Origin of the sequence: Micromonospora cynarisoli (assembly GCF_030518815.1) — a bacterium.
GTDB classification, from domain to species: Bacteria; Actinomycetota; Actinomycetes; order Mycobacteriales; family Micromonosporaceae; genus Micromonospora; species Micromonospora wenchangensis.
On record NZ_CP130426.1, the window covers coordinates 6,967,255 to 6,981,389 of the forward strand.

Sequence of the window (14,135 nt, forward strand, 5' to 3'; positions counted from 1 at the left end):
CGGGTCGGGGGGCCTGCGGGTGGCAGGGCCGCCGCTGGCCCACCCGGCCCGGCCGGCCGGTAACAGCGGGCTGCGGCCGGTGCCGGCGCTGCTCGGTGCCGCCGAACGGCACCTGCGCGTCGGCACCCCCGACGAGCTGCGGTACGCGGTCACCCGCAGTCACCTCGACGACGGGCGCTGCGTCGGCTGGTACGGGCCGGCCGCCCCCGGCTGGCGGGTGGCGATCGACGCCGAACGGGCCACCGCCGAGGTCCCGCCCGCGTTGGCCGCGCGCTTCGGCCCGGCCGACTTCTGGGCCCGCTGGACCCGGGCGGAGAGCCTGTGCAAGCTGGCCGAGGTGCCGGTGGCGGCCTGGTGGCGGCGGCACGGGCTGGCCGTACCCCCGCACACCCGCGCGGTGTGGCGCACCCTGCGCCTGGCCGACCTGGTGGTCACGGTGGCCTTCGCCCCCTGAACGCGCCCCGCCCCGCGCGGCGGCCCGGTGCGGGACGGGCGGTGTCAGACGAGGTCCCAGCTCAGTGGGGTGCCCCGGGGGACGTCGGTGGTGAAGGTGCGGCCGAGGACGCGGTCGATCTCCACCGGGGGCAGGCCGCCGGCCGGGCGGATCGAGCGGACGTTCGCGGCGGTCACCTCGTCGCCGGCCCGGACGTCGGCCACCACGAACAGGGAACGGCGGAACCGTAGCCCCTCCCGCTCGGCCGGGGTCGGCCCGACGGCGGTGCCGCCGAGCGCCGCGTGCGCCCGCGCCGACTCCACCACCAGGGCGGCCAACTCGTCGGGGTGCAGCGAGAAGTCGGAGTCGACGCCACCGTCGGCCCGGTCGAGGGTGACGTGCTTCTCGATGAAGCAGGCGCCCAGGGCCACCGAGGCCACCGGCACCCCGATGCCGGGCGTGTGGTCGGACAGGCCGACCGGCACCCCGAACGCGTCGGCCAGCACCGGAATCCGGCGCAGGTTGCTGTCGGCAGGTGGGGCCGGGTAGGCGGCGGTGCAGGCCAACAGCACGATGCCGCCGGCCCCGCCGTCGCGGGCGGTGCGCACCGCGGCGTCGATCTCGGCGAGCGTGGCCATGCCTGTGGAGATGACAAGCGGCTTGCCGGTGCCCGCGACCAGCCGGATCAGCGGCAGGTCGACCAGCTCCGACGAGGCGATCTTGTACGCCGGGACGTCCAGCCCCTCCAGCAGCGCCACCGCCGACGGGTCGAACGGGGACGAGAACACGGTCAGCCCCCGCTCCCGGGCCCGTTCGAAGATCGGCCCGTGCCACTCGTACGGGGTGTGGGCCCGCTCGTAGAGCCGGTAGAGGTTCTGCCCGCCCCACAGCTCGTGCCCGCCGGAGATGCGGAACGCCCGGGTGTCCACGTCGATGGTGATGGTGTCCGGCCGGTACGTCTGCAACTTCAGCGCGTGCGCCCCGCTGGCCGCCACCGCGTCCACGATCGCCAGCGCCCGGCCCAGGTCGCCGTTGTGGTTGCCGGACATCTCCGCCACCACGAACGGCTGCTCCCCGGCCCCCACCAGGTGCGGCCCGATCTTCACTGTCGTCATCCCCAGACCCCTGTTCCCTGTGCTCGTTGCTCGTACCCCGGCCGCCGCCGACCCCGACGGCGGGTCACCGGCTGCCGCGACCCGCCAGCGCGTCGCGGTCGGCGGGGGAGTGGTGGGCCGGCCCGACGGCCGTCGGCACCGGTTCCGGCGTGGCGGCCGGGCGGCGCAGCCACCCCGCCAGCCGGTGCGCCTGGCGCAGCACCGCGTACGCGAGGTAGTTGTCCCGACCGACCAGCCGGTGCTTGAGCCCGGCCGCCCCGCCCGGCCGGGGGTAGCCGCCCGGCGGCAGGTGCCGGCGGTAGTGCGCGGCGACCCGGTGGAAGAACTCCCGGCGCAGGTGCGGGTGGAGCCGGCCGTCGTTGCCGACCACCACCAGCATGTGGTTGACCATCAGGGCGAACAGCTCACCGCGCAGCCGCTCGTCCGGGTACCGGCGGGCGACCCAGTCGAACAGCCTGTCGTACTGGTCGAAGGCGTCGAAGTGGCGACCGCTGCGGGTGGAGGTGATCGCACCCTGCCGGCCCTGCCGGTAGAGGTAGCAGACCCGGTCCAGCACGGAGATCCGCTCCGCGCCGATCAGCAGCGGGTTGCTGAACGGGATGTCCTCGTACCAGCCGGGGTGGAAACGCAGCTCCAACGCGTGCAGGTACGCCCGGCGGACCACCTTGTTCCACGCGGTGTGCTGTACCCGCAGCAGCCCGGGACGGTCGGCCAGCCGGACCACCCCGGGGATGCCGCGCAGCAGGTGACTGCTCGCGTCCACCTCCCGCCGGCCGTCGTCGCGGACCCGCAGGTGGTCGAGCATCAGCACGTCGGGGCGGTGCGCCCGGAGCCGGTCCAGCACCGCCGTGACCGTGCCCGGCGGCAACCAGTCGTCGCTGTCGACGAACCAGACGTATTCGCCGGTCGCCACGTCCAGGCCGGCGTTGCGGGCCGGACCCAACCCGACGTTGCGGGTCAGGTGCACCGTGCGTACCCCGGGATGCCGGGCCGCGTACGCGCGCAGCAGCTCCCCGCACCGGTCCGGCGAGGCGTCGTCGACGGCGACGATCTCGACCGCGCCCGCCGCGTCGGCCGGCACGTCCGTGCGCACCGAGTCGAGGCACTGGTGCAGATACGCCTCCACCCCGTGGACCGGGACGACGACGCTGAGCAGCGGGGTGGGCGCGGGCTGGATGACCACCCCGCCACCCTGGTGCACGGGTATGGACGGCCACGGAACGTGACGTATCCGGTGGAGATGGAGCTGCTGAACAGCGGCCGAGCGGCAGGTTAACGGTTCAGCATCCGCCGTACCGGTGCGGGGACCGCGCGCCGCACCCGGGCCCGCAGCCGCTGGTCACGCAGTTCCCGTACGTCGTCGCCGAGCGCCGCGTTGCGGTCGCGCAGCCACTGGATGCGGGCCAGCAGTTCCTCGGGTGAACTGGCCGAGGCGGGTCGGACCGCCGGCGGGAACACCGTCTCGCGGACCTGCGCGTCGAAGCGGGCCGCGCTGTCGCCGTCGTCGAACGCGTTGCCCAGGTCGTGCCGGGCGAGGAAGGCGCGCATCACCTCGTAACGGGCCCGGTGCCCGGTGTTCAGGCCGGTGTAGTCGGCCTCGGCGTAGAGCTGCGCGGCGTCCACGTCGGCCGGCACGTCAGGCATCAGCCGGTGCGGGATGTCGAAGTAGCGGGCCAGTTCCAGGGTGCGCGAGTCGTGCGCGAACAGGTAGCCGGGGGTGCCGGCGACCAGCGCGGTGATGGTGCCGTGGATGCGGGTGCCGAAGGCGAAGTCGAAACCGGCGAGGTAGTCCATCCAGGTCCACGGGTCGAGGAACATCCGCACCTTGTCCTCGGTGAACAGCGGGTGCGAGGTGTGGATCGGGATGGCGCTGGTCTTGCCCCGGTCCTGCGGGGCGTCGCCGTAGAGCAGGGTGCCAAGCGTCTTGAGGTCCTGCGGCAGGTAACGCAGGTTGGGGTAGCGGGCCTGGTGCGAGGCGATGATCTTCGCCATCGACTTGACGTACGGGGAGACGGTCAGCGCCACCCGGGCGTCGGTCGTCAGGGCCGGCGCGGACTTCTCCACCCGGAGTTGGTCGCCGTGCAGGAACATCGACGGGCAGCCGATCACGTCGACGGCGGAGAAGCCCAACGTGTTCAGGTACTGCGCGGTGATCTCCCCGCGTACGCCGATGCTCGGCCCCCGCTCCAGCGCCGCCCGCACGAACCGGCTGACCACGTCGTCGATCGGACGCAGGTACTCCCGGTCGCCGTGCACGTCGGTCTGTACGCCGACCCCGAACACCACCACCGGGATGCGCAGCCGCTCGACCAGCTTCGTCATCAGCTCGATGCGGTGGGCGTAGCTGCGCCGGAACGCGTTGGCCAGCGGAATGACGTACACGTCGTACTGCTCGTTGATCCGGTCGGCGTCGCGCAGGTCGACCTTGAACTCGGTCGACGTGATCCGTGCGGTGGAGGTGCGCAGCAGCTTGTGCGCGGCGTGACTGAAGACCAGGTTGCCGTTGTTCTCCCCGATCCAGTTCCCCTCGTACGCCTCCTCCGGGCCGCGTACGTCGAACGGGTCCTTCTTCGCCCGCATCAGGATCCGCTGGTGCACCACTTCGCTCCGTTCCTCGTTGGCCTGGCGCCTCCGACGGGCCGCCCGACCTGCCCCACGGGTACGCCGACACCGACAGGTCCCGCGATGTTAGGGCAGTGGAGGGATTTCGTACACCTTCCGCACATCCGCACCACCCCGGCCCGTCGCCGGGGACGGGGCGTGCCGGTAGGGTGCCCCGGGTGACCAGCGTGCCCACCACCGCGTCCCCGGCGCTGAACCGGCTGCCGTCGCTGACCGGGCTGCGCTGGATCGCCGCCATGCTGGTCTTCGGCTACCACGTCGGCACCATGCGGATCGTCGCCCAGCCCGACGCCAAGGCGGTGGTCGACTGGCTGTTCACCCTGGGCCTGTCCGGGGTGCAGTTCTTCTTCATCCTCAGTGGCTTCGTGCTGGTCTGGTCGGCCCGCGACGGCGACCGGCGGCGGGACTTCTGGCGACGCCGGCTCGCCAAGATCTATCCCAACCACGTGCTGACCTGGGCGGTGGCGCTGCTGGTGATGTGGTGGTTCGCCGACCCGGTGGTCCCGCGCGCCGCGCTGGAGAACCTCTTCCTCGTCCAGGCGTGGGACCCCACCCCCGGCTACTTCTACAGCATCAACAACGTGAGCTGGTCGCTCTCCTGCGAGCTGTTCTTCTACCTCTGCCTGCCGCTGGCGCTGCCGGCGATCCGGCGCGCCCGGTCCGGCCTGCTCTGGGCCGTGGTGGCGGCGGTGCCGCTGGTGATCCTGGCGCTCTGGCCCGGCCAGCAACTGCTGCCCGAGGGCAGCAACTGGTGGTTCACGCAGGTCTTCCCGCTGGTCCGCTCCACCGAGTTCTGGCTGGGCGTCGCCGCCGCCGAGCTGCTGCGCCGTGGCCACTGGCGGGGCCCCGGGCTGCCCCTGGCCAGCGCGCTCTTCGTGGTCGTCTGGGTGGCGGCGCACTGGATCCCGGCCGAGATGTGGGCGGCGCTGCTGTCGGTGGCGTACATCCTGGTCATCCCGGCGGCGGCCCGGGCCGACGTGCAGGGCCGCCGGTCACCGTGGCGGCACCGCACCCTGATCTGGCTCGGTGAGGTGTCGTTCGCCTTCTACCTGGTGCACGTGCTGGTGATGGTGACCGTGCTGCGGCTCACCGGGCACCTGGGCGTGGGGCTGCCCGGCTGGTCGGGGCCGCTGGCCGTGCTCGGCTTCCTGGTGGTGAACCTGGTGCTGGCCGCCGCGCTGCACCGCTTCGTGGAGACCCCGATGATGCGCCGCCTCGCCCCCAGTCGCCGCACCACCCCGGCCACCCCCGACGCTGATCCTGCCGCTGCCGCCGGTGCTCCGGGTGCCGGCGGGACGGCAGTCGTGCCGGGGCCGAGGGGGGCCGACGGCGGGCCGCGCGACGGCCGCCCCGTCGAGTACGCGGGACCGCGCGACCCGCACTGACCCTGCCGGCCCGGCCCTGCCGGCCCGGCCCTGTGCCCGGCCGGCCCAGGCGACGGTGCCGGGTGGGGCACGGGCGGCGGGGCTCCCTCCACGGTGGATGCCGGGCCTGGTCCGTCGCCCCGCCGGGCCGGGACCTGCCGCCCTGCGCGACCGGCGCGGCGACACGCCCGGGGGTGCTGCGGGCCGGTCGGCGCGGCGGTAGCGTGGTCACGTGTTCCCGGTCGCGCCCACCAGTCCCCTGTGGTGGGTCGCGCGCGGGATGTCCCGGCTGCTCGCCGGCCTCGCCGTGGCACTCGCGTTCGCCGCCGCCGGCCCGGCGCTGTCCGGCCCCGCGCTGTTCGACCCGGCCCCGACCGCACTGCCCGCCGACACGTCGCACTCCTTCCCCGCCGCCGTGGCCCTCGACACCCCGTTCGGCCGGGGCGACGGCATCCGCGCCGACGACCGGGGGACCGATCGGGTCGACGTGCTGGCAACCGACCGGGCCGACGCCGGGATGTCCGCCGAGCCGGCCGGTGTGGCCCGGGAGCTTCCGGCCGCCACTCTGGTGACACCGAGCGGTCGGGTGCCCGCCGTCGCCGGTCCCCGGGCACCCCCGGCTGGCTGAACCCGCCCCTGCGGGCCCACCCGCCCCGCCACCACTACAGCCACGACCTCGTCCCCGTACCGCCCGGACGGCGCTCCGCGACGGTTCCGCCCCGGTACGGCCCCGACCACCACATTCCGCCCGCGAGGTGTCGACCCGTGAACACCGTGCTCTCCCAGTTCCTGACCGGGGTGCCGACCGCCACCGCGATCTGGTCCCTGCTGCTCGTCCTCGCGCTGACCGGCCTCGCCGTCCTGGTCGCCCGCCCCGAGCGGGACCAGTCGACCGACGTCACCGCCGTCGTGCCGCCGCCGGACGCCCCACCCCCGGTCGCCGACCTGCGCCGCTACGCCGGAGAGGTGGCCGTCGCCGCCGCCGGGGCCGCCCAGACCGCCCGCCGTCGCCGGGCCGCCTGGCTGGCCGCCCAGGACACCCTGGACCGGGCATGGCAGGCGTACGACGAGGCGGAGACGGCTGCCCGGCGGTTCACCGGCGCGGGGGCGCTGCCCAGCCCCCGTACCCCCCGGACACCTGCCGAGTACGCGGGCCGGGAACGGTGGCTGCACCAGGAGGCGGTGGCGGCGCACTGGCGGGGCGAACTGACGGTGGAGCGGCTGCGGGACGTCTTCGCGCACCGCGACGGCTGGGACCCGCGCCGGCACCCCGTCGAGCACGAGGTGATGCTCGCCCGGGCGGTCCGGGAGGACCGGCGAGCGGCGTACCGGGCGGCGGCCTGGCGGGAACGCGTCGCGTGGCGGGACGCCGAGCTGGCCGCCGAGGCCGCCCGCTCCCTGGCCACCGAGGCGTACGCGGCGACCCAGCGGGTGCGGCCGGGCCGGATCCCGCTGCCCCGCACCGCGACGGCGGCGACCCGCCCGACCCCGGCCACCCGCTGGCACCCGGCCCGGGTCGGCTGACCAGCCCACGACCTCCCGCTCCCGGGCCGGACGAGGCTCGGATCGCTCTCGGTCGGCCCCGGCCTGGCCTGCCCGGGATGATCGACACAATGACGCGCACGTGGCGGTGTCCGCCCCGCGTTGACCCCGCGACTTCGGCCCCGTTGCGGGCGGTGCTCCTCCCCTTGGACCCCGGGGCCGCGCTGGCCGGCGTCTCGGGGGTCGAATTGTTACTCAGCCCGGTGTGGGGGGCGTCACGGCTGGGGCGAATCGGACAGGCGGTCACAGGCCATCACATCGACTTCGATGATCATCGGAGGTCGCGGCCGGGTCGTCCGGTTGTCGCCCCGCCGGGGTCCGACGACGCTTCGTCCCCGGAGCTGGCCCTCGCTGCCCGAGTGCCCCGGAAGGAAGCCGGTCCGACGATGTTTACGCAGGTCAAAGGGCTTGGCGGGAGCGAAGGGCGACCAGTAGTGTCGCTGCGGTCCGGTGCGGTTTCCGATCGCAGGAGGCGACGCCGCACCGACCCGCTCAATCGTGCTGGTCACGAACCGGGGACCCACACGCACCACCTGGGGTGAATCTCCGGGCCACGGCCCGGGGTAGGGCGATCTTCCCGCCCGAATCCGTCAGCTAACCCGGTCGGCGGCAGCGGAAGGAGTTCCATCCTCGTGCAGTATGACCCCACCCCCTCGGTAAACCCTCCACCTCGGTGCCGGGGTGCCGCCGGACCGTCGCGCCTGACGCGCTGAGCCGGCCGTCCACCCCTGCGCCCGACCCCTGTCGGGCGACCCGCCGATCCGTCCGGCTCCCGCCGGGCGGTCCCTGCCGAACGAGCGGCTGAACACCCGATCCGCGCGTGGCGTGCCCGCCGCGTGCCGGTCCGGCGTGCCCGGCCGCCTCCTCGCCCCGTGGAGGAACACCCCGTGAAACACCACATGAAGCGACAGCTCCGCCGACTGGGCGCCCAGCGCCCGTACCGGATGGTCGTCGGCTCGGCGGCGCTCCTCGTCCTGGCCGCCGGTGGCACCGCCCTGGCCGCCGGGGTCGACGACGCCCCGACCGACGAGCGCGCCACCGCCGTGGCCGAGACCGCCCCCCGCCTCGACGACGTCGCCAGCCGCGCCCAGGCCCGGGTGGCCACCCCCGCCCCGGCCAGCCCGTCGGCCACCCCCTCGACCAGCCCCACCCCGTCGCCGCGCGTCACCCGGGCCAAGGTCCGCGCCACCGCCGACCCGGACCTGACCCGCAAGGCGGCCCCGAAGCCCCCGTCGTCGAAGGTCCTGCGCTACGACTACCAGGCCCAGATCACCTACTACTACTGCGGCCCGGCGGCGGTGCGCAACGCGCTCAGCGCGGCCGGCATCGAGCGCGGCCAGGACACCCTCGCCGCCCAGTTGGGCACCACCGAGATGGGCACCAACTCGGCCGAGGACACCACCCGGGTGCTCAACGCCGTGGTCAAGGGCGACCCGTACCGGACCCGGATGTTCGCCGGGACCCCGAGCGACGCGCAGGTCGAGCGGCTCCGGGCCGACGTGGTCGCGGCGGTCACCGACAAGCGGGCCGTTGTCGCGAACGTGGCCGGGGACGCCACCGACCTCGACGGCGGCTGGCACTCCTTCCCCGGCGGCCACTACGTCGCCGCCGTGGGCTACCGGGACAACGGCCGTACCGTGCGGATCGCCGACTCGGCCGACCCGTCCCTGCCCGCCTACTGGGTCAGCGTGACCACCCTGGCGAACTGGATCGCCACCCGGGGCTACTCCGCCTGACCGACCACCCCACCCGCCCCGGCCGCCCGAGCACGGGCGGCCGGGGCGGTGCACGTCATGGGGCCGATGTAGCGGTGTCAGCGGACTCGGATACCGCAACATCGCCCCAATAGGCGTCGGCCCGGGGGGCCGGCGGGGTCCAGCCCGGCTCCAGCTCCCGGCGGGCCGCGTCGAGGAAACCGTCGGCGTACGCGTCGGCGGAGAAGTCGCCCAGGTAGCGGCGGCGGGTGTCCCACCGGGCCGCCGCCAGCGGATCGGTGTCCAGCAGCCCGGTCAGCACCTCGTCGAGGTTGGCCATGTCCCGGCGCAGCACGTAACCGGAGCGGGCCAGCGGAAAACGGCTCAGGAACTCGTCGCCGTCGACGCCCAGGTCGGTCACCGCGTACGGCTTGCCGGAGTAGAGGTAGTCGGAGATGACCCCGGAGACGTCGGAGACCAGCGCGTCGGAGCGGTTGACGCAGTCGGTCAGGCTCAGCTCGCGGCTGGCCGCCGCACCCCACAAATGCTGCCGGCCGGTACGGGTCCGGTCGGCGGCGAGCAGTTCGGTGAGCCGGGCCAACTGCCGGGCCGAGGTCGGGTTCTGCCCGGTGTACGGGTGGGCCCGCAGGATCACCGTGGCGCCCCGGTCGAGCAGCCGGCGCAGCAGCGGCTCGGCCACCGGCAGCGAACAGTAGTTGGCGTCGGCGTGGTGGCCGGTCCAGGTGGGGGTGTAGAGCACGGTCGGGGCGGCCGGCGGGCGGGCCTCCCGGCGTACCTCGATGGCTTCGACCTGCGGACGGCCGACCACGACGAACTTCTCGGCGGGGATCTCCACGCCGGCCCGCGCGTACCGCTCGATCGCCGCCGGACCGGCCACGAAGATCTTGTCGAAGATGGCCGAGACCGGGTTGGCGCTGGGGGCCTTGTCGCTGTCGCCGTGGTGCAGCTGCACGTGGGTGAGCTGGGTGAACCGGATGCAGTGGCTGTTCTTGGCCCCGTGGTTGACGTAGAACGCCACCCGCAGGCTGGGCACCAGCGCCTCGTCCATCGCCTTGAGAGTGGGGCAGTAGACCACCGGGGCGCTCGTCGCGGCGGCGATCGTGGGCAGGAACTCCGGCTCCCGCAGCAGCACCAGGAACGGCCGGCCGAGCCGCTCCAGGTAGGGCAGCCACATGGTGACCTGGTACTCCGAGCCGGGCGGGGCGGAGAAGTAGAGCAGGAACTCCGGCTGGTGCGCGCGCAGCGCCCGGGTCACCGGGCCGCCCCCGGCCGACGGCCGGAACCGCCGCCGGGCCAGGTCCAGGCCGACCGCACCGCAGCCGGCCGCGACCACCAGCACGACGGCCAACGCGACCACGGCGGGCAGGGCGAACGCGGCGGCCACCGCCACCACCGCGAGCAGCCCCAGCAGGATGCCGTCGAGGCGGGCGGCGACCAGCGGGGTCCACGCCCGCACCGGTAGGTTCGCCGCCCGGATCTCCAGGTTGCCGGCGTCGCGCAGCGGCCCCACCAGCAGCACGAGGCCCAGCAGTACCAGCGCGGTCAGCGCCAGCACCGGGTCGAACCCGTCGTCGAGCCGGCGGGCGTGGCCGACCAGGATGCCGGCGGCCAGCAGCACCGTCTCGGCGACGATGTCGGCGTCGGGGCGGACCCGGCGTTCGTAGCCGGCGGCGGCCAGCGCGGCCACCGCCAGGGCCAGCCCCCAGCCGGTCGCGCCGGTGAGCGCCACCACCAGGAAGGCGACCACGGCCAGGCCGGTGGTCAGGCACCGTGCGATCAGTTTCCTGACCAGGTCACCACGCATGTCGTACGTCTCCGGGGGTCGGGTCAGCCGGCGTCGACGCCGCTGGGCAGCCGGTCCTGCTCGGCCGTGGTCGGCTGGGCCGGCACCGGGGCCGCCTCGCCGGGGGCCCGCCGGACGTCGATCACCTGGCCGGTGAGGTCGGAGATCAGCACGTCGAGCGAGGACTGGGCGACCGTCTCGGCGGCCAGCAGGGTGTGCTCCGGCTCCTCACCGAACGCCTTGGTACGCATCGGGGTGGCGGTGCGCTCCGGGTTGATGCAGTTGACCCGGACGCCGTACTCGGCCCACTCGTCGGACAGCGCCTGGGTCAGGTTGACCAGCGCCGCCTTCGTCGACGAGTAGAGCGCGTACTGGGCCCGGCCCCGGGTGTACGAGCTGGACGTGTAGAGCAGCAGCTGACCCTTGGTCTGCTGGAGGTACGGCAGGGACTGCCGGGCGGCGATCACCGGCCCGACGAAGTTGACCTGGAGCACCCGGTCCATGGTCTCCTCGTCCATCTCGGCCAGCGCGCCCTTCTCCAGGATGCCGGCGGTGACCACCACGTGGTCGATCCGGCCGGTGGCCTCGAAGGCGGTCTTCAGCGCGGCCTCGACGTCGCCGGTCTGCTCGACGTGGGTGCCGGTGCTGGAACGGCTGAACGGGAAGACCTGCGCGCCGTAGCCCCGGGCCAGCTCGGCCAGGTCGTGCCCGATGCCGTAGCTGCCGCCGAGGATGACGATCGTGCGCCCGGCCAGCTCCTCGCTGTAGCTGCGGTGCGACAGCCGGGGGGCCTGGGCGGCGGCGAGCTGGAACAGCTTGTCGGCGAGGTGCACGTCGACCGGGTGGGTGACCTTGATGTTCTCGTCCGACCCGTCGATCACCTTGATCGGGGTGCCGGGCAAATAGCGCAGCACCACGCCGCAGTCGTCGGTGGCGGCGAAGTCCGGGTCGCCCTCGGCCCGCCGGTACGCCTCCCGGATGGTGCCCGAGCGGAACGCCTGCGGGGTCTGCCCCCGGCGCAGCCGGGACCGGACCGGGATGTCGGTGATGCACTCGTCCTCGTCGACCTGGATGATCGTGTCGGCCGAGGGGATGGCCACGTCGACGGCGGAGTAGCTCCACAGCGCGTTCACGCACTCGCGGACGATCCGGGCGCTGACCAGCGGGCGGACCGCGTCGTGGAAGAGGATGTTGACGTCGCCGTCGCCGACCGCGTCCAGCGCGATCCGGGTGGTGGCGTTGCGGGTCTCGCCGCCCTCGATGACCTTGCTGACCTTGCGGAAGCCGGCCTTGTCGACGATCTGCTGGGCGTCGGCGACGTGACCGGTGGCCATCAGCACGATGATCTCGTCGATCTCCGGGGCGGCCTCGAAGACGGCCAGGGTGTGCTCGATGATCGGCTTGCCGGCGATCTTCAGCAACTGCTTCGGGATGCCCAGGCCCAGCCGGGTCCCGGTGCCTCCGGCCAGCACCACCGCCACCGTCCGCGAGGGCCGCCACGGTGCCGGGGTCTCCGGTGTGGCGTCCGGGCCAGTGGTGTGGTCCTGCGTCATTGCCGATCCTCACTCTCGGGGGATGTCTGCACGCGTCCCGGGGGTTCACCCTGAACGGAAGATTGCGCCAGCGTGGCGACGGGATGAACCTTAACGCGCGGACCGCGCCGCCCCAACGGGACGACGCGGTCCGCCGGGCGTCGAACCGACGCGGTACGCGCGCCCGGAATACTACTTGCCGTTGGCGAATGCCTCGTACGCCCGGATCACCTCGTCGGTGGGCCCGTCCATCCGGATCAGCCCCGACTCCAACCAGATGGTCCGTTCGCAGGTGTCCCGCACCGAGGAGAGTTGGTGGCTGACCAGGAAGACCGTGCCGGCCCCCTCGCGCAGTTCCCGGACCCGCTGCTCGCTGCGCTTGCGGAAACCCTTGTCGCCGGTGGCGAGTGCCTCGTCGATCAGCAGCACGTCGTGCTTCTTGGCGGCGGCGATGGAGAACCGCAGCCGGGCCGCCATGCCCGAGGAGTACGTCCGCATCGGCAGGCTGGCGAAGTCGCCGCGCTGGTTGATGCCGGAGAACTCGATGATCTCCGGGGCCATCCGGGCCACGTCGTCGGGCTGCATGCCCATCGCCAGGCAGCCCAGCGTGACGTTCCGCTCGCCCGACAGGTCGTTGAGCAGGGCGGCGTTCACCCCGAGCAGGGAGGGTTGGCCCTGGGTGTAGACCGCGCCCCGGTTGACCGGGAGTAGTCCGGCGATGGTCCGCAGCAGGGTCGATTTGCCGGAGCCGTTGCTGCCGATCAGGCCGATCGCCTCACCCCGGTAGGCGGTGAACGACACCCCCTTGACCGCGTGCACCTCCTGGACGTTGGGCGCGGAGGAGCGCTTGACCAGCCGGCGCAGCGCGGCCACCGGTGTGGTCCCACCCCCGGCGCCCTTGTGCACGCGGTAGATCACGTGCGCGTCGTCGACCACCACGGTGGGGATCCGCTCGACGATCCGGGGCAGGGTCACGGTGACGTCGTTGGACGTCTCGTACCGGTCATCCACGGCCGTACTCCTGTTCGCCGCGCCAGAAGTAGACGTACCCGGCGATGCCGCCCAGCACCGCCCAGCCGACCGCCACCAGCCAGAGTTGGGTCACCGACTCGTTGAGCAGCGGCGCCTGCTCCAGCAGGGCGTACCGGGCCAGCTCGATGTAGACCAGGATCGGGTTGAACTGGATGATCGTCGAGGCCCACTCGGGCAGCCGGTCGAACAGCTTGACGCTGTAGAGCACGCCGGAGCCGTACATCCAGGTGCGCAGGATGAACGGCATGACCTGCTTGAGGTCGCTGGCCTTGGAGCCCATCCGGGCGACGACCATCACGACCCCGGCGTTGAACAGCGCCTGGAGCAGCAGCGCCGGGGGCAGCATCAACCATGCCAGGGTGATCGGCTCGCCGGTCACCAGGACGATGCCGACCAGCACGATCATCGAGGCCAGCAGTTGCTGGAACTGGGTGAGCGTGGCGGCCAGCGGCAGGCAGGCCCGGGGGAAGTGCAGCGCCCGGATCAGCCCCAGGTTGCCGCTGATCGACTGGGTGCCGGCCAGCACCGCGCTCTGGGTGAAGTTGAAGATGAACAACCCGGTGGTCAGGTACGCGATGAAGTTCGGAATGGTGTTCTGCCCGAGCACCACGCCGAAGATCAGGTAGTAGACGGCGGCGTTGGTCAGCGGGGTGAGCACCTGCCAGATCTGGCCCAGCTTGGCGTTGCTGTACGAAGCGACCAGTTTGGCGTTGGCGTACGCGGCGGTGAAGTGCCGGTAGGCCCACAGTCTGCGGCTGTACTCGGTCAGGGACGGGCGCTCACCGGCGACCCGTAGTCCGTGCCGAGCGGCCAGCTGCGCCTGGGTCAGGCCCGTTTCGGGGTCGACCAGCGCGGTGGTGGCCATGGGAAGGGCGCTCCGATCTTTCGTACCAACGGGATGCGCGCGACGAAGGGGATCCGTGGGTCGGCGCGGTGCCGGGGCAGCCTCGTCGCTGCGTGGACGGTAGTCCAAAACACGTCGGGACGCAACCGTACC

12 protein-coding genes and 1 riboswitch are annotated in these 14,135 nt (G+C 73.3%); of the genes, 5 read left to right on the forward strand and 7 right to left on the reverse strand.

The genetic code is table 11. The annotated features are described in order from the left end of the window. Positions 1-19: 19 nt before the first annotated feature. Entirely contained in the window at positions 20-454 is a 435-nt protein-coding gene (locus tag Q2K16_RS30535) for a hypothetical protein (protein WP_302741901.1), read from the forward strand. Positions 455-498: 44 nt separating this feature from the next. On the opposite strand, the gene pseI is transcribed toward Q2K16_RS30535, so the two are convergent. The 3 genes from pseI to Q2K16_RS30550 form a co-directional block, all read right to left on the reverse strand. Next, complete coding sequence (gene pseI, locus Q2K16_RS30540; RefSeq protein ID WP_302741903.1) at positions 499-1,548, reverse strand: pseudaminic acid synthase; 1,050 nt, start codon at positions 1,546-1,548, stop codon at positions 499-501. 64 nt (positions 1,549-1,612) lie between these two features. Next, positions 1,613-2,731, reverse strand: coding sequence for a glycosyltransferase family 2 protein (locus tag Q2K16_RS30545; protein ID WP_302741904.1), 1,119 nt, complete (start codon positions 2,729-2,731; stop codon positions 1,613-1,615). Positions 2,732-2,820: 89 nt separating this feature from the next. Beyond that, positions 2,821-4,146: a polysaccharide pyruvyl transferase family protein gene (locus tag Q2K16_RS30550; RefSeq protein ID WP_302741905.1), complete on the reverse strand. Its 1,326-nt coding sequence runs from the start codon at positions 4,144-4,146 to the stop codon at positions 2,821-2,823. Positions 4,147-4,328: 182 nt separating this feature from the next. Here Q2K16_RS30550 and Q2K16_RS30555 point away from each other — a divergent pair, with 182 nt between their 5' ends. The 4 genes from Q2K16_RS30555 (at position 4,329) to Q2K16_RS30570 (ending at position 8,812) form a co-directional block, all read left to right on the forward strand. Further along, complete coding sequence (locus tag Q2K16_RS30555) at positions 4,329-5,555, forward strand: acyltransferase family protein (protein ID WP_302741907.1); 1,227 nt, start codon at positions 4,329-4,331, stop codon at positions 5,553-5,555. Between the two features lie 211 nt (positions 5,556-5,766). Continuing rightward, entirely contained in the window at positions 5,767-6,162 is a 396-nt protein-coding gene (locus Q2K16_RS30560) for a hypothetical protein (RefSeq protein WP_302741909.1), read from the forward strand. Positions 6,163-6,299: 137 nt separating this feature from the next. Further along, positions 6,300-7,058, forward strand: coding sequence for a hypothetical protein (locus Q2K16_RS30565; RefSeq protein ID WP_302741910.1), 759 nt, complete (start codon positions 6,300-6,302; stop codon positions 7,056-7,058). A gap of 497 nt (positions 7,059-7,555) precedes the next feature. Continuing rightward, positions 7,556-7,700, forward strand: a riboswitch (cyclic di-AMP (ydaO/yuaA leader). 275 nt (positions 7,701-7,975) lie between these two features. Further along, positions 7,976-8,812, forward strand: coding sequence for a C39 family peptidase (locus tag Q2K16_RS30570; protein ID WP_302746671.1), 837 nt, complete (start codon positions 7,976-7,978; stop codon positions 8,810-8,812). Between the two features lie 55 nt (positions 8,813-8,867). Here Q2K16_RS30570 and Q2K16_RS30575 read toward each other — a convergent pair whose 3' ends face one another. The 4 genes from Q2K16_RS30575 to Q2K16_RS30590 form a co-directional block, all read right to left on the reverse strand. Continuing rightward, positions 8,868-10,595 carry a CDP-glycerol glycerophosphotransferase family protein gene (locus Q2K16_RS30575; RefSeq protein ID WP_302741912.1) on the reverse strand — a complete coding sequence of 576 codons (1,728 nt, stop codon included), beginning with the start codon at positions 10,593-10,595 and terminating at the stop codon, positions 8,868-8,870. A 23-nt stretch (positions 10,596-10,618) separates the two neighbouring features. Beyond that, positions 10,619-12,127, reverse strand: coding sequence for a bifunctional cytidylyltransferase/SDR family oxidoreductase (locus Q2K16_RS30580; protein WP_302741913.1), 1,509 nt, complete (start codon positions 12,125-12,127; stop codon positions 10,619-10,621). 171 nt (positions 12,128-12,298) lie between these two features. Further along, positions 12,299-13,117, reverse strand: coding sequence for an ABC transporter ATP-binding protein (locus Q2K16_RS30585; RefSeq protein WP_302741914.1), 819 nt, complete (start codon positions 13,115-13,117; stop codon positions 12,299-12,301). Then, positions 13,110-14,003: an ABC transporter permease gene (locus Q2K16_RS30590; protein WP_302741916.1), complete on the reverse strand. Its 894-nt coding sequence runs from the start codon at positions 14,001-14,003 to the stop codon at positions 13,110-13,112. The genes Q2K16_RS30585 and Q2K16_RS30590 overlap by 8 nt, the downstream gene beginning before the upstream one ends. Between the last annotated feature and the right edge of the window lie 132 nt (positions 14,004-14,135).